Genomic DNA, 25769 nt, shown 5'->3' with positions numbered 1-25769 from the left:
ACTCTTGCTTCCACCAACCATTCATTTCATCAACACCATCTTACCGGTGAGAGTTTTGCTCCCCGCGGTAACCTGATACAAATAAATTCCCGAATTGACTGACGATCCGCTCTTATTCTGACCATTCCAATAAAATTCATTTTTCCCTGCTTCAAACCACTCACCCTTTTTCTCCGATACAATATTTCCAAGTGCGTCAAATATTTTCAGCTCAACAAATCCGTTCTCAGGAATCGAAAAAGATATTTTTGTGGTGGGATTAAAGGGATTGGGATAATTTCCTTCAAGTCTAAACTCACCCGGAACTGACGGAGCGACCTCTTCTTCAACCGATGTGGTTGTATCAGGCGTGAATCCCACCGCTGTAAGCATGGGAGCAATCTCGGGATTTTTCATAAACCTGTTCCATAGTAAACCCGTTCTGTAATTCTCGATCATTGCAAGAATGGGACCTTGATCTATTGCAAGATAACTCGAGGCAAACCAGTTCTGCTGAGGATTGAAAGCATCCTTAAATCCATAAACTCCCCACAGGTTAGCACCATAGGTTCTGTACATGTTTTTAAGTGCTGCAATCGATTCCACTGGAGTGTAAGGCATGGATGAAATTGCGGCTGTAGGAGCAATGGTTCCGTTGTCTCCCCAGCTCGTCGGTTCATGAGCTGAATATCCCCACGGGTTGTCTGATGCTGTCAAACCCCATGTATTGGCATTGTATCCTGCGTAACCTTTTGGATTTGCAATGCAGTATGCCCTGTTTACAAGGGTCTGGTTTTTATTGTGTTCAAAGTAATTGGCAAACTGATCTTTTTTGTGTCTGGGATCAAAACCAAGATACGAGTAGTGTGCGAAGAAAAGAGGTCCGCCTGTGTTTTGGCCTACCCAAAGCCGGTACCCGTAATATGTTCCTGTATTCTGATAACCCGTTCCCACCGTCCAGCCGAGCCAGTATGCCTGAGCCGGCATCGGATAGGTAGGAGATGCAATGGCAAGCATATACATAATCATGGCTTCCATGTAACCCGTGACGGGCATGTTCATCTGCCATGCATAGTTTGGCGACCAGTGCCAGTAGAGTTTATATGTGTTTGAGTATCTCCTGTACCAGTTCCATTCGACTGTTTCCCATGCCTGTGTTATCTTCTGCCGGATTTCAGTCTCAAGGGGATTCTGACCGTCAAAATATTGTCTTAATGTCAAAAGTCCCTGTACCAGAAATGCGGTTTCCACAAGGTCACCGCCATTGTCATAGGTACTGAAAGGAATCACTGCTCCTGTGGTTCCGTTTAGCCAGTGAGACCAGGCTCCGTGAAATCTGTCCGCTTTGGTCAAAAGGAAATTTACAATTTTCAATGTCCTCTCGGCACCTTCTGTGCGGGTGATAAAACCTCTTTCAATTCCGACAGGTATCCCCATCATCCCAAAGCCGGAACCGCCTGTTGTCACTGTTTCACCACTTCCGAGGCGCTCTCTTGCAAGTCCGGAAACAGGATGAGCATAATGCCAGAAGTATCTGAATGTGGCTGCCTGCACCATGTCGAGGAAATCTTCATCGGTCATTGGTGAGGTGGTAACGGCTAAATCGGGTGTCCTTTCCGATTCGTTGTATGATGTATCAAATGCGGATATCGCAAAGGTTTTCGATACTCCTGTTGTTCCTGTCCACTCAAAATAGTAGTTGTCATTGGCATTTGTCGTTCCAATGCGGATGTAATTGTCACCTTCTTTTTTATAGATGTTATACCCCATTACATCAGGTTCGGGACTCTTCATCCACCTCAGATCAAAATGCTTTTCATATCCTTTTGCAACGGGTTCGGCGGGAATCGAAGGGGGTGTCGGGTCAATCGTTCCTTTGGTTACCATCCTGACTTCATCAATAAAACAGATTCGCTCTGTTGTATCTGCAACCCCGCGGGAGAAAAAGACATACCTTATCTTTGTCAAATCTGTGGTGTCAGCGGCATTTCTGAACAGGGAGAGGGGCACAAGAACTCTCCTCCAGGTGTGAGCAGGAAGATGTGAAAGATAATTACCCGTTTGTACAGATCCCGTCCTGGCTCCTGCATTATCCTGAAGATAAAGCAGAGGCAGATTTGAACCGGGAATATCTGTTGCGGAATAGATATAAAAACTGAGGGTGTCTTTGTTGTTTACATTAAACAAAGGATTGCCTGAACCTGCGACACCCAGACGCCAGTTACCGGAATCCATCGAGCGCCACCTCAATTTAAGGCTGTTTGCCCCCGAGAATGCGTATTGTGTGGAAACAGGAAATTTACTGTCGAATATCAATTCCACAAAAGAGGGTGCAGTAAATGAACCAAGACTGGGATCCCAGTATGTATTGACCGCACTGTTTGTGAAAAAGACAAAATCCTGCCCGAAGGTCAGCGACCATGTAAAAACGAAAAAAGTTATCAGTTTGAATAGTAAATTCTTCATCAGAATTTGTATCCGCTGATTCCATTCGACTCAAAATCCAACAGCGATCCATCTACATCCCCGAGATATACCTTAACCGATACTTCCTTCTCAGTTCGGGGTTTCAGGATATTGTCATCTGCTTCGATTCCATCGACCTCAACCTTCGCAACTCCAAAAGAAACATGCTCAGGGTTGAAGACTTCGATATTGTATGTGGTTCCTCTGTAAAGCCTTTTTATCTTGAAACCATCCCATATTGCGGGAATCACGGGATCAATGATAAGTCCCTCATCTTCAGCGCGAACACCGAGGATCCAGTCGACAAACACCTTTTGATACCAGGAAGCGGAACCTGTATACCAGGTCCAGCCTGCTCTGCCGTAGTTGGGTGAATCAGGTCCGTCAATGTTTCCGGGGGTTACATAAGGCTCTGCACTCCAAAGATCGGGATTCATTCCATTCAGTACGGGTGAAATTCCCTCAACGACTCTGTATGCCTCCTCAGGTTTCCCAAATTTTGCAAACGCCCAGATAGCCCAAGTGGCAGCATGCATGTAAACTCCACCGTTTTCTCTTCTTCCCGGTGCATAGCGGGAAAGGTAGCCGATATATTTGTCGGGTACACTGTATGCAGGTTGAAGCAGCAAGGTACCGTTATTCTTAAGCAAATATTTCTCTACTGCCTTTAGTGCCGCATCCTGCTTCTCGAAGGGAGCAATATCGCTCATTACTGCCCATGTCTGGGGATTCAGGAATATCTTGCCCTGGGAGTTTTCCGCAGAACCAAATTTTTCACCTGTGTCCTTGGTTCCCCGGTAATAGTACTCACCATCCCAGGCATATTTGTTGAATGCTGTTTTAATTTTTTCAGCACCCTGCATCAGTTTTGCAAGAGTCTTGTAATCCTGCTTCTGTTCTGCAATCTTTCCAAATTCCTGAAGCACAAAATAGAAGAATTCTGCCATCCAGATTGATTCCCCCTTCATTTCAAGACCGACCGCACTAAGACCGTCATTCCAGTCACCTGCACCAATCAGGGGAATTCCCCTGTCGCTCAGTCGGGAGAAAACCACATCTATTGCTCGAAGGGAATGTTCGTAAAGCGTTTCTTTTAACTCTTTATTATCATAGTATTCAGCTTTTGTCTCTACGAAATCAAGATTTCCCGTCTCCTTCACATACATCGATAAAATAAACGGTAACCAGAGCAGGTCATCCACCATTTTGGTCGGAAGTCCCGTTTCTGTAATGGGATGCCACCAGTGCAGTACCGTCCCCTCAACAAACTGATGTGCAGCGTGAAGTTTCAGTTGTTCCTCTGTCCTCGAAGGATCAATCGGCAACCAGACGAGTGAATCCTGAAGCTGGTCTCTAAAACCAAATGCACCACTCTGCTGATAATAGGCTGTTCTTCCCCACAGTCTTCCGGCAATTGCCTGATACCTCAACCATTTGTTAACCATTAAATTCATGGCAACATCGGGAGTATCTATCTCGAGAGGAGAAAGCATTTCCTCCCACATCTTCTTTACTTCAGCCAACTTTTCAGCCACTTTGGAGGGAGTGTCATATTTTCCTCTTTTAGCGTCAATTTCATTAAGTTCACTGACCAGACCCAGATGATATATAACTGTATCTTCTGCTCCGGCTTCCAGTTCAATTTCGTTTTGCAGACAGGCAATCGGGTCATTCCACGAACCGGTCTGGCATTTCAAAGGTGCGCCATCAAGTGCGGCAGGATTTTTCAAATCGCCATACTGCCCGATAAAATTCTCTTTTTCGGATTCGTAAGAGACTACTTTTTTATTAACTCCAAAAAATCCGTGATACTGGTAATCAATATTCCAGTGTCCCCTGTCCCCGAGAGGAATCTCCCAAAGCCTTTTTGTGCCGTGCATATAGTTGCCGGCGGCATTAAAATATGTTTCAATAAATGTCTTGTGAAATTCCCTGTGGAAATCTGCAGAGGAACCGAGACACCATTCAAAATAAGTAAACAGAGAAAGAGATACTTTTTTACCGGAATTGTTTATAAACCGGACATTCCAAATCTCGAGTGTATCGTTTAACGGGACAAAGACAGTCATCTCAATTTTAATTCCTTTGTACTCCGAAGTGAAGACGGTATAACCAAATCCGTATCTGCACTCGTAGCTGTCGAGTGGAGTCTTTACAGGCATAAATGTGGGGCTCCACACTTCACCTGTCTCATTGTTTTTTACATAAAGATATTTGCCCCAGTTATCCTGAATCAGGTCCTGGTGCCATCTGTTGACCCGGTTAAACTCGGAATGTGTCAGCCAACTGAAACCACCACCCGTCTGCGAAATAACCAGACCGTAATCTCCATTCGAGATCACATTAACCCATGGCTTTGGGGTGTCATGTCTTTTTATAACATATTCGCTTCCGTCTTCTGTAAAATATCCGTATTTGGTTTCAAATAATCTTTCCAAGGTCTCTTTCCATGTTTTTTGTGTATAAGAAAAAAATAAACCGCTAAGAACGCAAAGTACGCAAAGTTGTATTCTCTGCGTTCTCTGCGTCCTTTGCGGTTTGAATAATTTACTTCATCAGGATCATTTTTTTGGTGGAAGTGTAGCTGCCTGCACTCACGGTATAATAATATACACCGCTTGCGAGGTCACTTGCGTTGAAATCCACTGAATGTCTGCCCGATTCAAATTCTCCATTTACAAGATTTGCAACTTCTTTTCCGAGCACATTGTAAACTTTCAAGGTTACAAATGATTTGGCAGGAATTGCAAAAGAAATGGTTGTTGAAGGATTGAACGGGTTAGGATAATTCTGATCCAAAGCGAAATCAGCTACTATCGAGCCGAGTTCAATTACATCAGAATAACCAAATTCACCGTTGAAATCGATTTGTTTCAGTCTGTAGAAGAGTTTACCTGAAACTTCTCTGTCAACAAAAGAGTAACGGTTTACATCAGTTGAAGTTCCTTTGCCATTTACAAATCCGACTGCTGCGAAAACGAGTCCGTCGACACTTCTTTCAATCTGGAATCCGGCATTGTTTCTCTCTGAAGCCGTTGACCACTCAAGGTTAACATTTCCATTTACTGCCTGTGCAGTAAACGAAGTAAGCTCAACGGGTGTTGTGTTGTTGGTCAGGTTAAGGGTTCTCATTCCCGGACCCCATTCACTGCCCCAGAATGTTTTGTGCATTGTGCCTTTTTCTCCCCAGGCTCCCATACCGTTATGGTAGAAGTCAGGATCGAAAATGTTCATCATTACCTGAACTGACTGTGGAACTGATGTATAACCAAGAGCTGCGAGATCGATCATCATTTCTGCCGAGTATCCGTTGTCTGTCTGCGTGGTGTCATTTACCAGGGTTCCGACTGCTTTTCTTCCGATACCGGCACCCGAGTTTGCAACCTGTGCTTCAAATACCATGTCAGGATTTACACCGCCGGCATTGAAATAAAGTTTGAATTCCTTGTCAGCATTCGTGGCATCTTTAATCTTCATGAAAAGACCGTCGCCTTCCCAACTGTCACCAAAACGGCAAACCTGCTTATCTTTGGAAGTGAAGCCGATGTAGAGTTTGTTCTGAATTCTGAGAACCTTAAGGGGTGTCCAAGTTGTATCCTTATACACACCTTTTACCAGTACAGTCGAGGTAACAGAACTTCCGGTTCCGGTGAGCGGTGGTTTCGGTCCAAAAACGAGATACTGGGATGGATATGCCCAGTCAGGCTCTGTTAAAAGGCCATCCAAAACTATCGGATTTGCAGACTGGTAAACATTGATTGAAGCAGGGTCGTTATAGAATGCGATGTCTCTCCAGACTCCGCCCCATTCACTGCCCCACCAGGTCTTGTAGAAGGTTCCTTTTGGTCCCCATGCCGTCATTCCAACATGATAACCGTCTGGATCAAAAATGTTTATGGTTACAGGAACTGAAGTAACATTCTCACTGTATCCGAGTGAATCAAGATAGATAAGCAGTTCAGCACTGTAGCCATTGTCAACTTGTGTAGTATCGTTAACTATGGTGTTGGAACCCTTAAGTCCTGCACCCATACCGGGAGCCTGATTCTCGAATACCATGTTTGAGTTTGCAGTTCCGTCATTAAAATAGAGTTTATACTCTTTTTCCTGACCACCGGATGTCTTTATCTTCATAAAGAGTCCGTCACCTTCCCAACTGTCACCAAATTTACAAACCGATTTGTCATCGCTGGAGAAACCGATATACAGTTTCATGCCAACCTTCAGGAATTTCATCTTTGTCCATGTGGTGTCAAGATAAGGAACATCTGTTTTTACATAAACACCGGCTGTAACGCCTTGCATCTGAATTGTCGTAGCAGGTTTTGGTCCGAATACCAGATATTCCTGGACACTGTTCCATGCTGCTTCATTCATATTGCCATCGACCACGATTGGTCCTGCTGCGAGATATGCCTCGCGGGTACTTGGATCGTTATACGGTTGTGCAACGATTGTTTGAACTGCTGCCAGTACAAATATCACTGCGAAGAGCTTGTAGATATTGCTTTTCACGGCATCTCCTGTTTGTTTGTTTGTATCAAAAAATGTAAACGGTTACACACCGTTAAATTACGGCAAATTTTTCAGAATGTCAAGTTAAATCTTTCATTTTAAAAATATTTTTTCCTTTTTTTTCAACTTTTCAGATAATTTTTCTCCTTTAATACCCTTTTTTTATATTTTTGGTGATAATTTTTCCAACTTTTCCACCCGTCAGGTTTTTTACGCCTGATCGTTGTAAAAATGTAAATGTTTACATTTTTGTAAATTTTACATTTCCCGGGCGGGATTTACATAAGTGAATATTCTTTTCCCCAATTTATTATCAGGTCTCCCGATGAAAATTAAAATTTTGGTGACATCTGCTCTGTTTACTGTCCTTCTGGCTCTGCAAGTTCATGGGCAGATACTTTTTGAAGAAAAATTTGAATCCGTGGCTGCATGGAAAATCAACTCATCCGAGGGTGTTTCGGTAAATAAACAATCTGACAAGGGCTTCACAGGTAAATGTGTCAGATTTGATATCGATTTTAAATTCGGAAGCGGATACGGTGGAATCTATGACCTCTTATCCCTCGACCTCCCAGATAACTACCAGATAACCTTTTTTGTGAAGGCAAAAGGTCTTCCCCCAAACAATTTTGAGTTCAAACTGGTTGATCCTTCGGGCGATAATGTATGGTGGGTGAACAGAAAAGGGTTCGACTTCCCCTCTGAATGGACTAAAATCACCGTGCGAAAACGGAATCTCGGTTTTGCATGGGGTCCGCAGGGAGGAGGAGACATTAAAAAACTCGGACGAATAGAGCTGATTGTTGCATCAATAAACGGTGGAAAGGGGTCTGTTTATATCGACGAACTGAAAATTGAAAAACTGGATCCGCCAACCGTGCCGACACTTCCCCCCGCGGTTACAAATAATTTCTACGGTGAAGAGGATGTGCCCAATTCCCTTTTTGACGGAAAACAGGAGACGGGACTTAGTGGGGGTACCAAAATTAAGGAGTTCACCATCGATATCGACCTGACTGTACAGAAGGAGTTCGGCGGTATCGTGCTCGAGTGGGACAAGGAAATGTATCCGCACGGTTTCTCGATTCTGGCATCAAACGACCTTAAACAGTGGAATACACTTTCCAAAAACAAAGGGAAAGGGGGCAGAACATACATTGTAACTCCCGAAGCCCAATACAGGTACATCAAAATTGTTGTGGATAACAAGAAGAAATATGAATCATATCTGAAAGAGGTGGAATTTAAAGACCTGAGCTTTGCTGACAACAACAATAATCTTTACTACTCGATCGCTGCATCAAGTCCAAAGGGCCGGTTCCCGCGGTATACCCTGAAACAACAAAATTACTTCACCGTTACAGGTGTCTCGGGAGATGTGAAGGAGGGACTCCTCAGCGAAGACGGAATGCTCGAGACCGATAAACAGGCTTTCTCAGTGGAGCCGTTCCTTTACCTCGATGGCAAATTCTATTCATGGTATGATGTCAAAATTTCCCATTCGCTCGTGGATAACTATATACCGGTTCCTTCGGTGATCTGGGAGGGAGATAATTTTGATTTGAAAATAACTTCCTTTGCCTCGGGTGAGGTTGAAAATTCTGTACTCTACTCTGAATATTCAGTAACAAACAAAACCGGGAAGGAAATCAGCGGCTCATTCTTCCTCGCACTTCGACCTTTTCAGGTTAATCCTCCATGGCAGGACCTTAATTTCTACGGCGGTACCGCCAAAATTGAGTCCATTGACCTGAAAAAGGGATATACCCTTGTGAATGGTAAAACAGCCGTGATTCCTTTGGGCATAACCGGGAATTTTGGAGCCCTCACTTTTGACGAAGGAGACATTTCGGACTTCATCTCGGAGAACAAACTCCCCGATTCAAAAAGAGTTACCGATAAAACGGGACTTGGTTCAGGTGCCTGGTCGTTTAATCTGAAGCTGAAACCCGGAGAGACCCGGCGGTTTACATTCGCCATACCTCAGTATAAAAAAACGAGTCCTGAAACTCTGGTTAAACTCTCTTCAAAAAATGACATCTTCAAAACCGAGTTTTTGAATACAAAGGAATTCTGGCAAAAGAAACTCGGACATATCTCATGGAAGGTTCCGAAAGAGCTTGAAACTGTTTTCAACACAGTTAAAACCAACATCGGCTACATCCTTATTAACCGGGATAATGTCGGTATCCAGCCCGGTTCCCGCTCATACGAAAGATCATGGATAAGGGACGGAGCCCTGACTTCGGCTGCACTTCTGAGGATGGGATTAAAGATGGAAGTTAAACAGTTCGCCGAGTGGTATTCAAAATATCTCTATCCCAACGGAATGGTACCCTGCGTAGTAGATAAAAGAGGTCCTGACCCTGTACCCGAGAACGACAGTAACGGCGAATTTATTTATCTGATCTATCAATATTACAGGTACACAGGCGACAAGGATTTTATAAAAAACCTCTTCCCTAAGGTTGAAAATGCGGTTGGTTTCATCCGTCACATGATAGCCCAAAGAAGTACGGATCACTTCAAAAACAATCCGAACGACTCAATCAGGTCGCTGTACGGACTGGTTCCTGAATCGATCAGTCACGAAGGCTACTCCGATAAACCAATGCATTCATACTGGGATAACTTCTTCATACTTCTTGGACTTAAAGACGCAGTCACGATGGCAATACTGATTGGAAGGAACGACCTCGCCGCTTCCTGGTCAGCTACAAGAGACTCTTTCGAGACAAATCTCTACAATTCAATAAAGCTTGCCATCAAAAGAACGGGTATTGATTACATCCCCGGATGTGCCGAAAAAGGTGACTTCGATGCAACTTCCACTACCATCGCCGTCTATCCGGGAGGGGAAATCCACAACCTGCCACAACCGTATCTCGATAACACCTTCAAGAAATACTACAAATTTTTCACAGACAGGCGCGACGGAAAGTTAAAGTGGAATGAGTATACTCCGTATGAGATGAGGACAATCGGCACTTTTAATTTTTCGGGGCAAACCGACATCGTTTGGGAACTGATTCAATTCTTTATGAAAGATCAAAGACCACAGGGCTGGAATCACTGGGCTGAAGTGGTTACGAATGATTACAGATATGCCAGATTCGTCGGAGATATGCCACACACCTGGTGCGGTTCAGATTTTATCAATGCAATCAGGGCAATGGTAGTCCACGAAAGAGAATCTGATAACTCACTTCTTGTTGCTCCCGGTTTCCCGAACGCCTGGTATGAATTTGAAGAGGGTTTTAGATTTGAAAATCTCCCCACCTATTACGGGGAATTAAACTTTGAAATTGTAAAAAAAGGACTTGAAGCCACAATAAATATTACAGGTGACATCAAAATTCCCGAAGGGGGCATCAGATATGTGATTCCTCCGAAATTCCGGAAAGAAAGAATCGAACTGAACGATAAACACATCGAACCCGGCCTCGATGGTGAAGTGGTAATTAAGTCCCTTCCCGCAAAAGTGGAATTGATCTATTGGAAGTGAAATTCAGCCATGTTTTGCTAAAGGAATCTCCCGACTTAACATGCTCTTTTTTATAATAGATTTCTTTTTTAAATTTCGGAATGAGTATGTTGCAAATTTTAGAAAGAAATTTAGTTGGGCAATTATTTCAATGTTTTACGGAATCATCATTTCGATGTATTACATGGACAACAAACAACATCACATGCCGCACATTCATGTCACTTTTCAAGGTGATGAAGTTGTGTTAGGAATCCCCAACGGAGAAATACTTGGCGGATCGATTCCACCTAACAAACTCAAATTGGTTATTGCATGGATTGAAATACACAGAGATGAACTGCTTGCAAATTGGCAATTAGCAAGTTGTGGTGAGTCTGTATTTAAAATCGAACCGCTTAAATAGAATTGATACAATATGAATCCAAGAGTTGCGTCAGTAAAGACTTTGGAGGGTTACAAGCTCCTCCTGACATTCACAAATGGTGAACAACGGATATTCGATATGACTCCCTATCTGGAGATTGGAATTTTCAGAGAACTAAAAGAAATTTCAAACTTCCGAACAGCAAAAGTGGTTCTCGGTACGGTTCAGTGGAATAACGAACAAGACCTTTGTCCTGACACTTTTTATTTGGAAAGCGTCCCGATGGATAATGTCAGTTTAGTTATGTGATTAAATCTTTATCCAAAATTTACTCCCAAGTGTACCAGTACCCTGTACACTGCCAGACCAATTAGTGCGTATATTGCAATTTTTACCACCAGCTTTACCATTCCCGCCAGACTCTTCAAGACAAAAAGTCCAATGAACACGGCGGCAATTATTAAAATCAAATCCATATTAAATTTTATTCCTTCCGTTGCAGAGGTCGATCAAAAGTGATTAACCCGTAAAAATTCAAAAATTCTTTTTCAAATTTAATCAATTGAACCCCTAAATTCGTATGTTACGAATAACATTTACGAAAAATTAAGGCTCCAGAAATGTTGCAGCATCTCTTTTTTACCATTGTTATTTTATTTCTGCTGTGCGGTTCCCTGTCGGCACAAACACCCCACCCAAAAGCGATAGACATCCCGTCAGACCTTGCAGCAAAAATGAAAACAGACCCGAAACAAATCATCCCTGAATTTGTAAAACATGTCACCTCGGGCATCACCTCCGATGAAGAAAAAATACGAGTCCTCCACGACTGGACAGCTTTGAACATCAGATATGATGTGGAAGGATATTTCGGTAATGGCAAGATTGTCTATGATACATACGATGTGATTAAAACGGGGCAATCTGTCTGTGAGGGATACTGCAATGTCCTCGAGTTGCTCCTTACCACTGCGGGAGTTGAGAATAAAAAGATCCCCGGCTATGCCAGAGGTTACGGCTTCAATCTTTTCGCAGAAGGTGAGAAATTTGAGAACAATCACTCCTGGACGGCTGTAAAACTCAACGGGAAATGGCAGCTTATCGATGTGACCTGGAACTCCGGGTTCATAGACGGCATAAATTTTGTTCCCCATTACACACTCGGTTACTACCTTTTATCTCCCGAAAAATTCATCCATACTCACTTTCCCGAAACGCCCGAATGGCAACTCATCTCAAAACCGGTTTCGTTTGAACAGTTTATTGACATGCCATATCTTACAGAAAGATTTTTTGCACTGGGATTCGATCTTGTCACCAAGCCGGCAAGAAGGTACGATTGCGGGGAAAGTTTTAAACTCGATTTCATTGCTGCCGAAGACGCCCTTTTTATGGCATCGTTGTATGACTCCGAGGGAAACAGTATCGATCGTTCCACCCTCGCACAAAGAACAGGAGAAAAAGGGACAATTCAAATGATTTTCCCAAAACCCGGCAAATACAAATTAACACTTTTTGCAAAACATAAAGGGGAAAAAGGAAACTATTTTGGCGTCGCTGAATTCGCCTTCAACGCATCAGCAGGTAAAACGGGTGAGTTCCCCATTCTATTTAAAAAATTTGTGGAAAACGGTTGTCGTCTGGTGACACCACTGACAAGTCCTTTTGGGGCGGGAGCGGATGGAATGGTTAATTTTGAGTTTTTTGTCCCGGGTGATGAAGCCGGAGTTGAAAGCGGTGAGGAACTGACCATGCTCACAAAAAACTCTTCGGGTAACTTTGCCGGCAAAGTAAAAGTGGCAGGATTCCCCGTTCGCATTTTGATGAAAGTTGGAAATATGCTCCAGTATGTGTGCAGTTGGGAAGCCAAATAGATTTTTGTAAGCTCATTTTTCCTTAAATTACGCCCTTTCAATTCTGGAATCTTGATGGAAAAATTTTTACGGTTTAATGATAAAATTCAGGAGGCTGCAGGAGGAATCTCTGCATTTCTCTCCGTTTTGCTTGTCCTCCTCGTCTCAATTGATGTGATTGCAAGATATCTGTTTAATTCAGGAAGTGTTGCTGCACAGGAACTTGAGTGGCATATTTTTGCGCTCATATTTATCCTCGCCGCCGGCTACACTCTGAAACATGATGAGCATGTTAAAATCGATGTACTATACTCCCGATTTTCTCCAAAAAAGCAGGCTCTCGTTAATATCCTCGGTGTCATATTCCTTCTGATTCCGTTCTGTCTTTTTGTCATCTGGTTTTCAATCGACTTTTTCCTCGTCTCAGTTGAAATCAATGAAGCTTCTTCTGATCCGGGTGGACTTCCCGCCCGTTATATTCTAAAACTTTTTATCCCGATCGGATTTGTCCTTCTCCTGATGCAGGGTATCTCGTTTTTGCATGCATCTGTTATTGAATACAAACAAAACTCCGGGGATAAATAATGGAAGAGCTCGTACCGTTTATATTTTTTGCTGTAATCATTGTTTCCCTGTTGATGGGGTTTCCGGTAGCGTTCACACTCGGAGGCGTCTCGGTTTTGTTCGGTACATTAATGCTCGGACCTGAATTTCTTTCGATTCTCCCTCTCAGAGTTTATGGAATAATGTCAAACTTTGTCCTTTTGGCAGTCCCTCTATTTATTTTCATGGGGGTAATGTTTGAGAGATCGGGAATTGCCGAGGAGTTGCTCGAAACGATGGCTCTGGTATTCGGGAAATTGAGAGGCGGACTTGCAATCGGTGTCCTCCTGGTTGGCGCCCTCCTCGGAGCTTCAACGGGAATTGTCGGTGCAACGGTAGTAACCATGGGAATACTCTCCCTCCCCGTAATGATAAAAAGGAACTGTTCTGTTTCCGACTCTGCCGGAATTATAGCAGCTTCAGGCACTCTCGGGCAGATCATTCCACCGAGTATCATCCTTATTCTTTTGGGGAGTGTAACCAATGTACCTGTCGGGAATCTCTTTATGGCTGCGGTAATTCCGGGACTTTTGCTCACAGGGTTGTATTTTATCTGGATTCTCTCACTCAATTTTTTCAAACCGTCTGCTTTTCCCCCAATGTCCGATGAGGAACTTGCCGATTTCAGACAGGGCAGGATTAAAAAATTCCTCTCTGCCATCTTTCTTCCGGGGATACTGATTCTTCTCGTTCTCGGTTCAATATTTTTTGGAATTGCATCACCTACAGAAGCAGCGGGTGTGGGTGCCATCGGTGCCACCGTTCTGGCAGCACTTCGAAAGAAACTGAATAAAGAAAATGTTCTTTATGTTGCAAAAAAAACTGTGACAATTACTACAATGGCACTTATAATTCTCGTGGGTGCAACTGCATTCAGTCTTGTTTTCAGGGAACTGGAAGGTGATGTGGTGCTTACCGAGATGATAATGGCGTCTGAAATTTCGCCTCAGATTTTCCTGCTTTTGGTGATGCTGATAATCTTTCTGGCGGGGTTCCTGATCGATTTCATCGAAATTATTTTTATAGTCGTCCCGATAGTCGATCCAATTTTCAGACATTTTGGAATGGATATGCTGTGGATCTCAATTCTGATTGCTCTGAATCTCCAAACTTCGTTTCTGACTCCTCCGTTTGGCTTCTCACTTTTCTATCTTAAAGGTGTGGCTCCAAAGGAGGTAAGAACCCTGGATATTTACAAGGGAGTAATCCCCTATATCATTATTCAATTGGTTGCCCTCGCTCTTGTCGCGGCTTTCCCCGGGATCATACGATTAATTTAAAGTGTTTTTAATTCATCCGCTATTCAATATTATTGCATTATTGGATTATTGCATTATTGGATTATTGGATTATTGGATTATTGCATTATTGGATTATTGGATTACAAAAACAGGTTCCCATCCTTGTTCTTGGAAACATAGGAGTCCGGATCGAAAGGTTCGATGTGGCAGAGCACATCTGAAACGCTCGGAAACACTTCCTTTATCCGGTCTTTTACCTGATGTGCAATCTTATGCCCCTCGTGTACTGACAGATTACCGTTCACGATAACATGCATGTCAATGTAATATTCGAAACCCATCTTTCTAATATGGCATTTCTCGATATCTTCAACCCCCTCCACTTCCATAGCACAAATTTTAATCTTTTCCTTGAACTCTGCAGGTGGTGCAGTATCAAGAATTTCGCGAAGTGCCGGCATAAAAAGGGAGATGGCATTATAAATGATGATAAATGATGCAAAAAGGGCTGCATAGTCATCAGCTTCCTCATAACCCTCCCCACCTATAAGGGCGATCGCTATTCCGATAAATGCCGCAGCCGAAGTAATCGCGTCACTTCTGTGATGCCATGCATCATTCTTCACTGCGGTGCTGCCAAGTCCCTCACCGACTACAATAATTTTTCGAAACAGAACCTCCTTCACAAATATAACCCCGATTAATACCAAAAGTGTATATGACTCAGGGGCGTGATGCGGGGTAATTATTTCATGGAGACTTTGCACTATAATCACAACCGCAGCCGCAACAAGCATCAGTGAAACAAACATCCCAGCTAACGGCTCGGCTTTCCCGTGACCGTAGGGATGATCCTCATCTTTGGGACGGGATGCGTATTTCAGACCGGCGAGCACTATTGTGGATGTAAAAATATCCGATAACGATTCTATTGCATCAGCAACGAGTGCGTAGGAATTTCCCAGAATTCCGGCTGCTCCTTTGGTAATTACGAGCACAAAGGAAACGGAAATCCCGATGAAGGTTGTCTTCATTCCTTTATCGGAAGAGCGTTCTGCATAACTTTTCGGTTTGATGGTCAACCCTTCTTTTCTATCAGTACTACTTTATAAATTTTAATTTCATCTATCTTGAAAACCATGGGTTGAATTGACTGATTATAAGAACTCAACATGGCAATCCCGGGCAGATTTTCATTTTCATTGTATATCTTTAATGCCCCCTTTGTTTTATCATACAGGGCAACTACCAGATCCCCCGGCTTCACTTTTCCGTACATGCTCACAAGAACATAATCACCCGGATTTACCAGAGGCATCATACTGTAACCAAACTCTTCATCAACTTTAAGGTAGAAGTGTGTGTCGGGATCATACTCAAGATCACGGAACTCATTCAGATCGCTCCAGTCCTGAATTTCGGCTTTCCCTGCCGGTACAGTTCCCATCACCGGATACACCCGCTCTTTTCTGTCACCCGTATTCTTTCGGGCTCTTGTTTCACCTTCGGGTCTGCCGGTAAGGAGCCATTCGATGTCGCACCCCATCTCTGAAAGCTTTATCAAAAGCTCTGATCCGGGAGTGATCTTCCCGGAGAGGTATGAATTTAGCGTTTGGGGCAACATATCAAGCGACTTTGCAAACTCTGTTAACCTGTCGGTTTTCGAATAAGCGAATTCTCTTAATCTTGATGCTATTAAAGATTTTTCTCTCATTTTTTCAATTTAAACTTGACTTGTATAAGCTATTTATCTTAGTTTGGTGCTGCTATAAGTTAATAATTTTATTTTTTGTAAGATTAACATCTTAAATGTACAACATTTTCTTAATATATCAAAAAACAAATTGATGAAAGAGAGGATAAAATGGAAGCTTTGCCTGAAATGAATTTTGAGGAATTGAGAAATCACGGACTGATCGACGAGTCAGGGTACAGAAATTTCCTGATAAAACGAAAGTTCGATGAACTCAAAAATCAGGGGCTGAAGACCAGCATAATAAAAGAGATTCTGGCGGATGAATTTGCCCTTTCCCCCGAGTCAATACATGGTATCTATTACAGAAAAAAGGAGAAATACAGGTTTGTAAATTGAGGCATAAATAAAAGAGGCTGCCTTTGCCGGGCAGCCTCAATGCGACCAATTAATTAGTTTGGAACTAAACTTTTTTCACTTCTATCTTCTTTACCGGACGGGATTCTTTCTCCGAAGAGGTTTTTCCTTTTTCACCTGTTACAGGACATTCGGATTTTTCTCCGGAATAGGGACATTCACCCTTCATACCCGTGTAAGGGCATTCGGATTTTCCCGAATCCTTTTTCTCCCCTGTTTGTGCCCCCTTTTTTCCGGTGTATGGACAAACCGCAGTTTTTTCACCGTTAAGGTAAGGACACTCCTGCTTCTTCAGCTCTTTTTTTGGATCACCATTATTGCCTGCAAGTGTCGTGTGTCCACTCCAGGAAAATCCAAACATAAAAGCCGCAACAAACGATGCATATACGAACAATCTCATTTTAACCTCCGGGATTTATTATTACAAACTGTTATTATTAATTACAAGTTCCGGAAATGTTTAAAGTTCAGAAATATTTATTTAATTTTGATCTTTACTTCTCAATCTTTACGAACAGCACTTGGACGACCTTCTCAAATATTCTCTTCTTCTTGTAACCGGATTTTTTACCGGGATTTTGAACATTATGGCAGGAGGGGGATCGATTCTAACTCTACCCGCATTGATTTACATTGGACTGGATCCGAATCTTGCAAATGGAACAAACCGCATCTTCATCCTTATGCAGAATCTGACGGCAGTGGTTGCCTTCTCCAATGAGAAGATGAGTTACTTCAAGGAATCGTTCAGACTGGCGATTTTCACCATACCGGGTGCAGTAATAGGTGCCTTGGCTGCAGTAAGGATAGAGGGGGATGTATTTGTAAAAATACTCGGTATTGTCACCATTGTTCTTTCGTTGTTAATGTTTATACCGGTAAAAACCGGCGAGGATGCAAACCCTGTAAAAACAAAAGCCTTGCTCTACCCCCTCCTGTTTGCGATTGGCTTTTACGGAGGTTTTATTCAGGCGGGAACGGGAATATTTATAATGTTTATTCTAAGGAGTTTTCTAAAAATAGACCTCGTTAAGGTAAATGTTCACAAGGTTTTTATAGCTTTTATTTTTACCATTCCCGCTTTTTTTATCTTTGTTTATCACGGACAGATTGACTGGATTGCGGGCTTCATTCTGGGTATTGGTTCCATTTTCGGAGCGTGGTTCTCAGCAAAAACAGTCCTCAAACTTGGTGAAAAAGTCGTCAAAATTGTCCTTCTAATTTCCAGTTTTCTCATTGCCTTAGACCTGTTGGATGTTATTTAATATGAAAAAAACAGTTTTACTTTTTATCTTTTTATTATTTACCGTACCCGTTTTTTCACAAATTGAAAACATCAATATTGATGACGGCGTATATGCCTTTTTGAAAAAAATGAAAGTAAAAGGAATTATCGAAAGCATACATGATGATGTTCCAAATATGTCGTATGCAGAAGTTACAGGCTATCTTGAAGAAATAAAAAGGCAGGAAGACAAACTTACCCGCACTGAGAGAAAGAAACTCGAACGCTACCTCGAGAATGTCTCCGGCATTACAAAAGGGGAAAATGTTACCAATCTGCTTGGGGGTGAGAGTTTCGGTCAAAATATTGAAAACATCGTATCGCAAAAAGTTAAATATCTTTACGCCTATGCTGACAGTTTTGTTACGGCTTACGCAGAGGGAATCGGATCGTTGCAGTACGGGCACCGTCTAAAACCGAATGTGAACAACGCTGCCATCTACGACATGGGTTTTCGTGTTCAGGGAACCGTAGCAAAAAATTTCGGATACATGCTTTATGTGGTGAAAGGACTCGCAACCGGCAACAGGGAATTCGCCCTTGAAGTGGACCCACGACTCGCGTATAATTTCAAGTTCGTCGAAAATATCGAGTTTGCCCCCAGTTATGATTATACAGACGGCTACTTGAAATGGAGCACCAACCCGGTAAAGGGGATGGAAATGCTGGCTCAGATCGGGAGGGAAAAAACCAGATTCGCTTTTGGATACGGCAGCAATCTTGTTCTCTCCGGAGATCATGCAAATCTGGACTTCTTCAAATTTCAATTTAAGTATGGACCTGTAAGATACACTTCCTACCAGGCTTCCACTGTCGGCAGATTCCAGATTATCAGAGACGACAACTATACAAAGTATATCGCAGCCAATAAATTTCAACTCCACCTCCCCAATCTCTTCGATCTTTCAATCGGTGAGGCAATAGTTTATTCGGGCAGGGGTGTCGATCTTACCTACCTGAATCCTTTGATATTTTATAAATTTGCTGAGATGTCGTTGCAGGACAGGGATAACGGAACACTTTTCTTCGATTTTCAGTCCGATTTTATCCCCAATCTTGAACTGCAGGCATCCTTCTTCCTCGATGAAAACATTCTCATGCAGCTTGCCGATCTCGAAAGGTTTTCAAACAAAACTGCTTATCAACTCGGTGCCTATTGGTATACCCCTGTCCCCGACCTTGTGCTGATTGCTGAATATACCAGAATAAGACCTTATGTCTACACTCATGCAAATCCAAAAAACACCTACACTTCGTGGGATTCCCCTCTCGGGCATCCTATCGGACCCAATGCTGATCAAATTCTCTTCAAAGCAGATTATGCCCTCAACTTCATTACGAACATCTATGCCTCCTACAGTTACACCCGCAAAGGCTGGAACATTTATGACGAAAACGGCAATCTGGCTTATAATGCCGGGGGGAATCTTTTCGAACCTCACAGACCGGAATTCGACTCCGATCATGTTAAATTCCTGTCAGGTGATTTGTACAACTATAACAATTTTGAGGTGGGTGTTTCATGGGAAGCCTTTCGTGATCTTACCTTTTATCTCTCACTGAAACACAATTCAGCGAAACAGGTTTCCACTGGTAATACAACGGAAGTCACATGGATAAACTTTAAATTCACTATTGAGTATTAAAACCGCATCAATGGTCGGCTTTTAATCGATTTTTTAGTATCTTTAAGCATTACATTTGTAATTTTGCGTTAAGACGCATTTTAATCATTTTTATATTCAATCGTAATACGGGATCTATGCGAATAAGAATATCGGTTCATTTTGAACCAAAAAAATTGTCTGTAAATTATAACTACGGAATTTCAACTGCCATAAGGCGGTTGCTAAGGATAGGTACGCCCAAATTTGCCGAATTTTTGAAGGATAACGATTACAAAATCGATCCAAAGAAATTTGACCTTTTCACTTTCTCCCTAAGATTCGAGAAAATGAAGATGTCGGGTCCAATGATACAGTTGCTTTCTCCTAAAGCCTACATTCATGTCTCTTTCCCCATTCTTCACGAATTCCTCGATTTCGACCAGCTCGACCAGTCGGTTAAACACGAGTTGAAAATCAAAATCGCAGGTGAGGATGTGGAAGTGAGGGGAGCAAAACTCGATTTTATTCCTGAATCCTCCTTCTCTTCCGAGATGAGGTTCATTTTTCTTTCTCCACTGGTTCAATCAACATTCAGATTTATTAACCAGAAAGAAAGAATTTATTTCCTGAGACCTGAAGACAAGCATGAACTCGATGCCCTGCTCAGGGATAATCTTATCGACAAATATAAGGCTATCTCGAAAAACTACGGTTACCAGGCAGGACCTCTTCACATTTTTTGGGATCAGGAATACGCCAGCAAGCATGAGCGGATAACCAAAAAGATTTCTGTTGAGAATCCGAAAGCAAAACCGATGGATTTGATCGGCATCCTCTCACCATGCACCATCATAGGTGATCCAAATCTTATTAAGACCGGATTTATTGCAGGATTTGGTGAAAAAACATACCTGGGAATGGGTATGGCAGAACACCTCTACGAGACTTCCTACTCCGATTCTATCTGATACAACTCGCCAAGGGTTTTCCCTTGTGCCTGGTCAAAAAGAAGCTCTATAGCCACCTGTTTGTAAATACCGGACAGTTTGATGTGGAGCTTCTTTTTATTTGTAAGGACGGCTGAAATGTCACCCCAGAGCTCTTTATAAAATTTGGTACCCCTCTTGTCGGAATCAGCTTTTTTATAGTCTGCGAGCACTTCCTCTTCAAGTTTGTTACCCTCCTTTATTTCCATAAACCGGGGGTCTGAATCTTTTTCACCATCAAGAATGAGTGCTCCGTAGCTGTTTTCACCCGGATATTCGCCGCTGTTTGTCTCACCTCTAAGTATAACTATCGTGACCTCATCCTTTGCAAGAGTCTTCAGGTACTCTTTCCATTCAAATGAAAATTTGAGATACGACTTTGCGAACACTGAATCTGAAGCAAGTCGCGAGGCAGTCGAGGTTACTGCATTATAAACCGTTTCCAGATTTTCGTTCCACGCTGCAAGATCCTTCTTCGGAAGGAGTTTTAGATTGCAGTAGTACTCGGCATGACGAAGCCAAAAAACATAATCGCTCTCCTCTTCTGTAAGATACTTTCCATCAAGCTGTTTTTTTGAGAACCAGTACTTTCCCGGATTCAGCATTGAGAGTATAAGATAATTATTAAAAGCCAGATGACGGATTTCGTCATTTGAAGCCATTTTTTTCATAAAAATTGAATTGTAGAGACCAAACGCCTCCTCAGCATCTTTCTCAACGAGCTGAATGTCGGGTATCGGAAGTGCCGGGTAAAGTACTTGCCGGATATCCAGACATCTGCCGAAAATCTCAGCCAGCATTATCGAAGATTCTTCAAATCGATCCTGTTTGAAAAAAACTTTAGCGAGATGGAGAGCTGATTTGTTGATGTCAGGGTGTAGACTGTCGAGCAACTCCTTGCGACCGTTATATACTTCAATTCCGAGCTCCTCAGCCTTGATCAGATCACCCTGTTTCAATTTGAGGGTTGCATAATCTCCGAGGAAATCGAAAAAAACCAGACTCTTTTTCGTATATCTTGGTTCAATTATACTTAAAGCATTAAACAAAAGAGAGTCTGCGATTCTGAGCTCCCCTTTTTGTATATAAAGGTTGGCAAGTTGTCGGAGAGCACCGAGAAAGAGAGGATGAATTGTACCAATCTTGTATGTGAGAATCGAAAGTCCCAGCTTGTAAAGTGAGTCAGCGGTATGATAATCACCCGTAAGCTGATAAACATCGGCAAGATAAACCTGATTTACTGCATATTGTGCATTGTCTTTTCCGAGGGTTTTCTCTCTAATCTTCAAAGCACTCCCAAGGTAATTGAATGCCTTGCCGATATCCTGAAGGAAGTAGCTGATTCTGCCAAGATTTGCTAGATTTGAGGCATAAATTTCACTGTTTTCCCCGACAATCCCCTTGTCAATATTTGCTGCAAGCTGATAGTATTCAAAAGCCTTCACATAGTCTTTTCTGGTTTTATAGAGATCTGCCAGATTGATCAAGGTTGTTGAGTATGAAAAGTTGGAAGTCCCCACAGCTTTTTCTTTTATTTTCAGGGTCTTTTGGAATGTCCGCTCCGCATCAAGGTAACGCAGTCTCTTTTGATAGACCATCGCCAGATTGTTTAACGCCTTTGCATATGAGGTGTCGCTGTTCCCGAATTCCTTTTCAGCCTGCACTGCTGCCTGTTCGGCAAACACGAGGGCTATGCCATAATTTCCTTGTGAGAAGAAATTTTGCACTTTTATTGCGAGTTCTTTGTAGGTCTGTGAATAAACTGCGAATGAAAAAAGAAGAAAAAACAGGAAAATTGATCGTCTCATTGGTACCATTGTTTACAAAAAAATAAAAAAACTGACCCTAAATTTAATACTTATGCGTCAACCGTTACACCTCTTATTTTTCCTTCATTTGGAAAGAGCCGTCCCAGTCAGAAGGAACTTCATTTTCAGTGAAATACTTTATTCTTTTCAGAAACTCTTTTGATGCAGCATCACCGGGTTTCAAATCAAGACACTCTCTAAACAGAGCTGCAGCACTTTCAAACTGTTGTGCAAAGTAGTTCCCCAGCGCTTCCTCAAATTTTAGAAAATAAACACTCTCTTTTTCGTAAACTTCATCGGAAATTACTTCAAAAACTTTCACTGCTTTGTTTTTCCCTTTCACTTTTATGAAATCGAGAGCCCTGGTTTTTATTCCCGCTGTTTTAATCTGATCATAAACCGTCTCAGAGATCATAATGTTGCAACCGTAAACTTTTCCCGCACCTTCCAGTCTGGAAGCAAGGTTCACCGTATCCCCAACGACAGTATAATCAAAAACCTGCTGCGAACCCATGTTCCCGAGAATCACGCCACCGGTGTTAATCCCGACTCTCATTCGTATCTCAGGATGTCCTTTTTCTTTCCAGATTCTGTTGAGATCATCACACCGTCTTTGCATTTGAAGAGCCGAGTTCACAGCCGCCAGGGCATGCCCGTCAAATGCAAGTGGAGCTCCAAATTCAGCCATTATAGCATCACCAATATACTTGTCTATTATCCCTCCGTTGGTCGTCACAATAGAGGTCATCTCTGTAAAATACTCGTTCAGCAGTTTTACCAGCTCCTGAGGTTTAATCGTCTCGGAAATTGTCGTAAAACCTGCGATGTCGGAAAAAAGTACCGTCAATTCCCTTTCCTCACCACCAAGAGCAAGACTCTCCCTGTTTTCGATCAACCTGTCCACGACCGAGGGAGAAAGATACCTGGAAAACGCCGATTTAATGAACGACTGCTCCTTTGCTGATGTATATTGGATTGTCAGCAGCAACGACAGATACCCCAGCACTGTAAATGCCTGAAATGTAACAACCGGGAAGAGGATCCGCTCGGCTATCATTAAATAGGCAAAAGGCAAGGAGAGAAGCAATGCAGCGATAAAAAAGAAGTGGAGGAATATACCGTTTTTTAGAGTACTCATAACTGTCATCAAAACAGTAACACCAGTTATCACGAGAAGAAAAGTAAAAATTCCAAACGACCTGAAAAAACTGTCTGTCATAAGTGCGTTCATGATCGCGGCATGGATCACAACCAGTGGTGCAGCAATATCGAGAGTGGTGGGTCCCGTATCTGAAATTCCCGTCGATACATCTCCCACAAAGACGACATTTCCTTCAAAAAAGGCAGTCAGTTCATCCGTCAATTCGGGGTTCTCTGCTCTCCCGGTGAAATTCTTTATCTCCATCTTCCTTTTATCATCCTGCCATTTCGAAGGGTAGGGAATAAAAGTCTGACCATGCTTATCAATCGGTATAACCACATCTTTTTCAAGTTTGCTCTCCTTTAGCGCCGGAATGGTGATGCTCTCCCCCCATTTCACATAGATGCTGTCAGGGGTTATATCATACATCTTAAGAAACATCGCCAGGGTTGAAGTCGGTAAATAACCGCTGTCAACTTTTATGAGCATGGGATAAAATCTGTATACCCCGTCCGATTCCGAGACTGCTGTGATATGACCGGAAGTGGAGGTAACTCCTGCGAAAATATCCGCCTGATAAAGGCCTCTTCCTGCTATGAAAGGCTGTCCTTCCCCCGATTCCCTTGGATGGATCAAAAACTCATTTACAAGCCGGTTATAGTAAACACCTTCCTTGTCCATCCCTCCCTTATTCTCGAACGATACAGAGAGTCCTGCGGGAAGACAGATATTACCCGCACTTCTTAATGATTCAGCAAAAATGGAATCGGCAACCGGAGAGGATGGTCTCGCAAACAGTATATCAAACATTACAGCTTCAGGTGAGTACGACGACAGATCATCGATTGCCTTTGCCAGAAATTTTCTGTCAAGCTGATTGGATTTCAACCAGTCATAGGTCTGATCATTTATAGTCAGGAATACCACCCTGTTGCTTGCAGCAGGCGTTGCTCCATTTTTATATGCGAACGAGTAGATTACATCGGTTGCCTTGTGGTCATAGGAATTCCCGCTTACATTAAACAACAGTTGAGTGATAACCTGAAGAAGTATGACAATCAATCCTGCAGTTAAAATGGTTTTTATCGAATATCTGCTTCTGAATCGCAACTTGACGCCTTTCAAATGTGCTGAAGTAACTTCTCAAAGATGCGCAATTATTGGGAATTTATCAAGTTTTCCAAAAATATTTTTTTGTTTTGTCATTTTATCTGTCATTTTGTCATTGTGTGCCATTTTTTCAGACAGTTAATGTCATTTTGTCTGTCATTTTGTCAAGACAATTTAATATTCCAAATACAAAACAGTGAAATTCGATTGATTTTCAGTTTGGCACGCTATTTGTATAATAACAGCCAAAGAGTTCAACAATCATTCAGAAATTAAACAAAGGAGCAAAAACAATGAGAACTTTAGTTTATAATCCGGTAAAAGAAATGTTAAGAATGAGCAACGAGATTGCTGATTCACTCGAGAGGGAATTCAAGTCATCATTTTCGATGCCGGCTGTTTTCAGTCCCAGAGCAGACATAATTGAAAAAGATGGTGTTGTCACCATTCACCTTGAATTGCCGGGATTGAAAAAAGAGGATATTAAGCTTTCGGTTGTAGAGAATACAATTACTGTCGAGGGTGAGAAAAACTTGACTGCGGATGAGAATACACGCTACTATATCAGCGAAAGAATTGCAGGATCGTTCAAACGCAGTTTCAAGATGCCGTTCGAAGTCGACAGAAACAGCATCGAAGCTTCCTTCAAAGATGGTATTCTTTCTATCTCCCTTAAAAAAGCAGATAAAGAACCCGATACAAACAAAAGCATTGAAATAAAATAAAGAGAAAGGAGAATTGTCATGTCAAACGAAATTAAAAAGACAGATAACAACGAGGCAATGGTAAGCCTGACCGAGGATACCTGGAAAGAAGCCTTCGATAAGGAAAACTGGGTACTCCCCGAGGTCAATCTCCTCGAAGATGATGAAGCTTTCTTCGTATATGCTTCAATGCCCGGCGTGAAAAAAGATGATGTCCGCATCAAACTTGAAAACGGAAATCTCGTTCTGATGGGAAGAATCGACAGAAGTAAACAGGAGGGCAAGAAAATATTGCTGAAGGAGATCAACACCGGCAACTTCTACCGCAAGTTCAAGGTAGCTGACTCAATCGATACCGAAAGTGTTGATGCCTCATTCCAGGACGGGCAACTGGTTCTCCGCCTCGCAAAACACGAGAGAATAAAACCAAAGACCATCGAAATAAAATAAGAACCTCAGAGATTCAGAACAACAGAACCTCAGTAAGCTATCTTTACTGAGGTTCTCGTT

21 protein-coding genes are annotated in these 25769 nt (G+C 42.4%); 12 read left to right on the top strand and 9 right to left on the bottom strand.

The genetic code is table 11. From position 1 onward, the window contains the following. Nucleotides 1-21 precede the first annotated feature (21 nt). The 3 genes from LCH52_12535 to LCH52_12525 form a co-directional block, all read right to left on the bottom strand. Complete coding sequence (locus tag LCH52_12535; GenBank protein MCA0389308.1) at nt 22-2445, bottom strand: T9SS type A sorting domain-containing protein; 2424 nt, start codon at nt 2443-2445, stop codon at nt 22-24. Beyond that, complete coding sequence (locus LCH52_12530) at nt 2445-4883, bottom strand: glycosyl transferase family 36 (protein ID MCA0389307.1); 2439 nt, start codon at nt 4881-4883, stop codon at nt 2445-2447. The genes LCH52_12535 and LCH52_12530 overlap by 1 nt, the downstream gene beginning before the upstream one ends. A gap of 109 nt (nt 4884-4992) precedes the next feature. Next, nucleotides 4993-6960, bottom strand: a complete 1968-nt coding sequence (locus LCH52_12525; GenBank protein MCA0389306.1) for a T9SS type A sorting domain-containing protein — start codon at nt 6958-6960, stop codon at nt 4993-4995. Between the two features lie 325 nt (nt 6961-7285). Between LCH52_12525 and LCH52_12520 the strand changes: the two genes are divergently transcribed. The 3 genes from LCH52_12520 (at nt 7286) to LCH52_12510 (ending at nt 11120) form a co-directional block, all read left to right on the top strand. Further along, on the top strand, nt 7286-10465 hold the full coding sequence (locus LCH52_12520) for a discoidin domain-containing protein (GenBank protein MCA0389305.1): 3180 nt from the start codon (nt 7286-7288) through the stop codon (nt 10463-10465). Nucleotides 10466-10595: 130 nt separating this feature from the next. Then, on the top strand, nt 10596-10850 hold the full coding sequence (locus LCH52_12515; GenBank protein MCA0389304.1) for a DUF4160 domain-containing protein: 255 nt from the start codon (nt 10596-10598) through the stop codon (nt 10848-10850). A gap of 12 nt (nt 10851-10862) precedes the next feature. Next, on the top strand, nt 10863-11120 hold the full coding sequence (locus tag LCH52_12510; protein MCA0389303.1) for a DUF2442 domain-containing protein: 258 nt from the start codon (nt 10863-10865) through the stop codon (nt 11118-11120). Nucleotides 11121-11128: 8 nt separating this feature from the next. On the opposite strand, the gene LCH52_12505 is transcribed toward LCH52_12510, so the two are convergent. Next, nucleotides 11129-11287, bottom strand: a complete 159-nt coding sequence (locus tag LCH52_12505; GenBank protein MCA0389302.1) for a hypothetical protein — start codon at nt 11285-11287, stop codon at nt 11129-11131. 144 nt (nt 11288-11431) lie between these two features. Here LCH52_12505 and LCH52_12500 point away from each other — a divergent pair, with 144 nt between their 5' ends. Genes LCH52_12500 through LCH52_12490 form a run of 3 tightly spaced genes read left to right on the top strand, consistent with a single transcriptional unit; the run spans nt 11432 to nt 14547 of the window. Then, a complete protein-coding gene (locus LCH52_12500) occupies nt 11432-12685 on the top strand; it encodes a hypothetical protein (protein MCA0389301.1) in 1254 nt (417 codons plus the stop codon). Between the two features lie 54 nt (nt 12686-12739). Continuing rightward, entirely contained in the window at nt 12740-13249 is a 510-nt protein-coding gene (locus LCH52_12495) for a TRAP transporter small permease subunit (protein ID MCA0389300.1), read from the top strand. Further along, on the top strand, nt 13249-14547 hold the full coding sequence (locus LCH52_12490) for a TRAP transporter large permease subunit (GenBank protein ID MCA0389299.1): 1299 nt from the start codon (nt 13249-13251) through the stop codon (nt 14545-14547). Before LCH52_12495 ends, LCH52_12490 begins: the two co-directional genes overlap by 1 nt. Before the next feature lie 101 nt (nt 14548-14648). On the opposite strand, the gene LCH52_12485 is transcribed toward LCH52_12490, so the two are convergent. Further along, nucleotides 14649-15542: a cation diffusion facilitator family transporter gene (locus LCH52_12485; protein ID MCA0389298.1), complete on the bottom strand. Its 894-nt coding sequence runs from the start codon at nt 15540-15542 to the stop codon at nt 14649-14651. Between the two features lie 44 nt (nt 15543-15586). Then, nucleotides 15587-16222, bottom strand: coding sequence for a LexA family transcriptional regulator (locus LCH52_12480; GenBank protein ID MCA0389297.1), 636 nt, complete (start codon nt 16220-16222; stop codon nt 15587-15589). Nucleotides 16223-16372: 150 nt separating this feature from the next. Between LCH52_12480 and LCH52_12475 the strand changes: the two genes are divergently transcribed. Beyond that, nucleotides 16373-16600, top strand: coding sequence for a hypothetical protein (locus LCH52_12475; protein MCA0389296.1), 228 nt, complete (start codon nt 16373-16375; stop codon nt 16598-16600). A gap of 64 nt (nt 16601-16664) precedes the next feature. Here LCH52_12475 and LCH52_12470 read toward each other — a convergent pair whose 3' ends face one another. Then, nucleotides 16665-17018 carry a hypothetical protein gene (locus LCH52_12470; GenBank protein MCA0389295.1) on the bottom strand — a complete coding sequence of 118 codons (354 nt, stop codon included), beginning with the start codon at nt 17016-17018 and terminating at the stop codon, nt 16665-16667. 121 nt (nt 17019-17139) lie between these two features. Here LCH52_12470 and LCH52_12465 point away from each other — a divergent pair, with 121 nt between their 5' ends. The 3 genes from LCH52_12465 to cas6 all read left to right on the top strand — a co-directional run bounded on the left by LCH52_12465 (nt 17140) and on the right by cas6 (nt 20478). Further along, nucleotides 17140-17883: a sulfite exporter TauE/SafE family protein gene (locus LCH52_12465; GenBank protein ID MCA0389294.1), complete on the top strand. Its 744-nt coding sequence runs from the start codon at nt 17140-17142 to the stop codon at nt 17881-17883. A 1-nt stretch (nt 17884) separates the two neighbouring features. Then, nucleotides 17885-19549 (top strand): hypothetical protein, encoded by a 1665-nt coding sequence (locus LCH52_12460; protein ID MCA0389293.1) that lies wholly within the window; start codon nt 17885-17887, stop codon nt 19547-19549. Nucleotides 19550-19665: 116 nt separating this feature from the next. Next, nucleotides 19666-20478 (top strand): CRISPR-associated endoribonuclease Cas6, encoded by an 813-nt coding sequence (gene cas6 / locus LCH52_12455; GenBank protein ID MCA0389292.1) that lies wholly within the window; start codon nt 19666-19668, stop codon nt 20476-20478. Here cas6 and LCH52_12450 read toward each other — a convergent pair. Together LCH52_12450 and LCH52_12445 are read right to left on the bottom strand one after the other, a co-directional pair. Continuing rightward, complete coding sequence (locus LCH52_12450; GenBank protein MCA0389291.1) at nt 20460-22304, bottom strand: tetratricopeptide repeat protein; 1845 nt, start codon at nt 22302-22304, stop codon at nt 20460-20462. The genes cas6 and LCH52_12450 overlap by 19 nt on opposite strands. 73 nt (nt 22305-22377) lie before the next feature. Further along, nucleotides 22378-24555 carry an adenylate/guanylate cyclase domain-containing protein gene (locus LCH52_12445; GenBank protein ID MCA0389290.1) on the bottom strand — a complete coding sequence of 726 codons (2178 nt, stop codon included), beginning with the start codon at nt 24553-24555 and terminating at the stop codon, nt 22378-22380. A 293-nt stretch (nt 24556-24848) separates the two neighbouring features. On the opposite strand from LCH52_12445, the gene LCH52_12440 reads away from it, so the two are divergent. Together LCH52_12440 and LCH52_12435 are read left to right on the top strand one after the other, a co-directional pair. Further along, nucleotides 24849-25280: an Hsp20/alpha crystallin family protein gene (locus LCH52_12440; protein ID MCA0389289.1), complete on the top strand. Its 432-nt coding sequence runs from the start codon at nt 24849-24851 to the stop codon at nt 25278-25280. An 18-nt stretch (nt 25281-25298) separates the two neighbouring features. After that, nucleotides 25299-25709, top strand: coding sequence for an Hsp20/alpha crystallin family protein (locus LCH52_12435; protein ID MCA0389288.1), 411 nt, complete (start codon nt 25299-25301; stop codon nt 25707-25709). Nucleotides 25710-25769 lie beyond the last annotated feature (60 nt).

It is taken from the genome of Bacteroidota bacterium (genome assembly GCA_020161395.1).
Taxonomy (GTDB): Bacteria; Bacteroidota; Ignavibacteria; order Ignavibacteriales; family Ignavibacteriaceae; genus UTCHB3.
This window is presented reverse-complemented; position numbering and strand designations above follow the sequence as displayed.

Bases quoted from the DNA above. Each gene is read 5' to 3' on its own strand.
- cas6 (MCA0389292.1), top strand. From the start codon at position 19,666: ATGCGAATAAGAATATCGGTTCATTTTGAACCAAAAAAATTGTCTGTA.
- LCH52_12520 (MCA0389305.1), top strand. From the start codon at position 7,286: ATGAAAATTAAAATTTTGGTGACATCTGCTCTGTTTACTGTCCTTCTG.
- LCH52_12495 (MCA0389300.1), top strand. From the start codon at position 12,740: ATGGAAAAATTTTTACGGTTTAATGATAAAATTCAGGAGGCTGCAGGA.
- LCH52_12460 (MCA0389293.1), top strand. From the start codon at position 17,885: ATGAAAAAAACAGTTTTACTTTTTATCTTTTTATTATTTACCGTACCC.
- LCH52_12470 (MCA0389295.1), bottom strand. From the start codon at position 17,018: ATGAGATTGTTCGTATATGCATCGTTTGTTGCGGCTTTTATGTTTGGA.
- LCH52_12535 (MCA0389308.1), bottom strand. From the start codon at position 2,445: ATGAAGAATTTACTATTCAAACTGATAACTTTTTTCGTTTTTACATGG.
- LCH52_12440 (MCA0389289.1), top strand. From the start codon at position 24,849: ATGAGAACTTTAGTTTATAATCCGGTAAAAGAAATGTTAAGAATGAGC.
- LCH52_12450 (MCA0389291.1), bottom strand. From the start codon at position 22,304: ATGAGACGATCAATTTTCCTGTTTTTTCTTCTTTTTTCATTCGCAGTT.
- LCH52_12500 (MCA0389301.1), top strand. From the start codon at position 11,432: ATGTTGCAGCATCTCTTTTTTACCATTGTTATTTTATTTCTGCTGTGC.
- LCH52_12510 (MCA0389303.1), top strand. From the start codon at position 10,863: ATGAATCCAAGAGTTGCGTCAGTAAAGACTTTGGAGGGTTACAAGCTC.
- LCH52_12485 (MCA0389298.1), bottom strand. From the start codon at position 15,542: ATGAAGACAACCTTCATCGGGATTTCCGTTTCCTTTGTGCTCGTAATT.
- LCH52_12480 (MCA0389297.1), bottom strand. From the start codon at position 16,222: ATGAGAGAAAAATCTTTAATAGCATCAAGATTAAGAGAATTCGCTTAT.
- LCH52_12515 (MCA0389304.1), top strand. From the start codon at position 10,596: ATGTTTTACGGAATCATCATTTCGATGTATTACATGGACAACAAACAA.
- LCH52_12435 (MCA0389288.1), top strand. From the start codon at position 25,299: ATGTCAAACGAAATTAAAAAGACAGATAACAACGAGGCAATGGTAAGC.
- LCH52_12475 (MCA0389296.1), top strand. From the start codon at position 16,373: ATGGAAGCTTTGCCTGAAATGAATTTTGAGGAATTGAGAAATCACGGA.
- LCH52_12490 (MCA0389299.1), top strand. From the start codon at position 13,249: ATGGAAGAGCTCGTACCGTTTATATTTTTTGCTGTAATCATTGTTTCC.
- LCH52_12505 (MCA0389302.1), bottom strand. From the start codon at position 11,287: ATGGATTTGATTTTAATAATTGCCGCCGTGTTCATTGGACTTTTTGTC.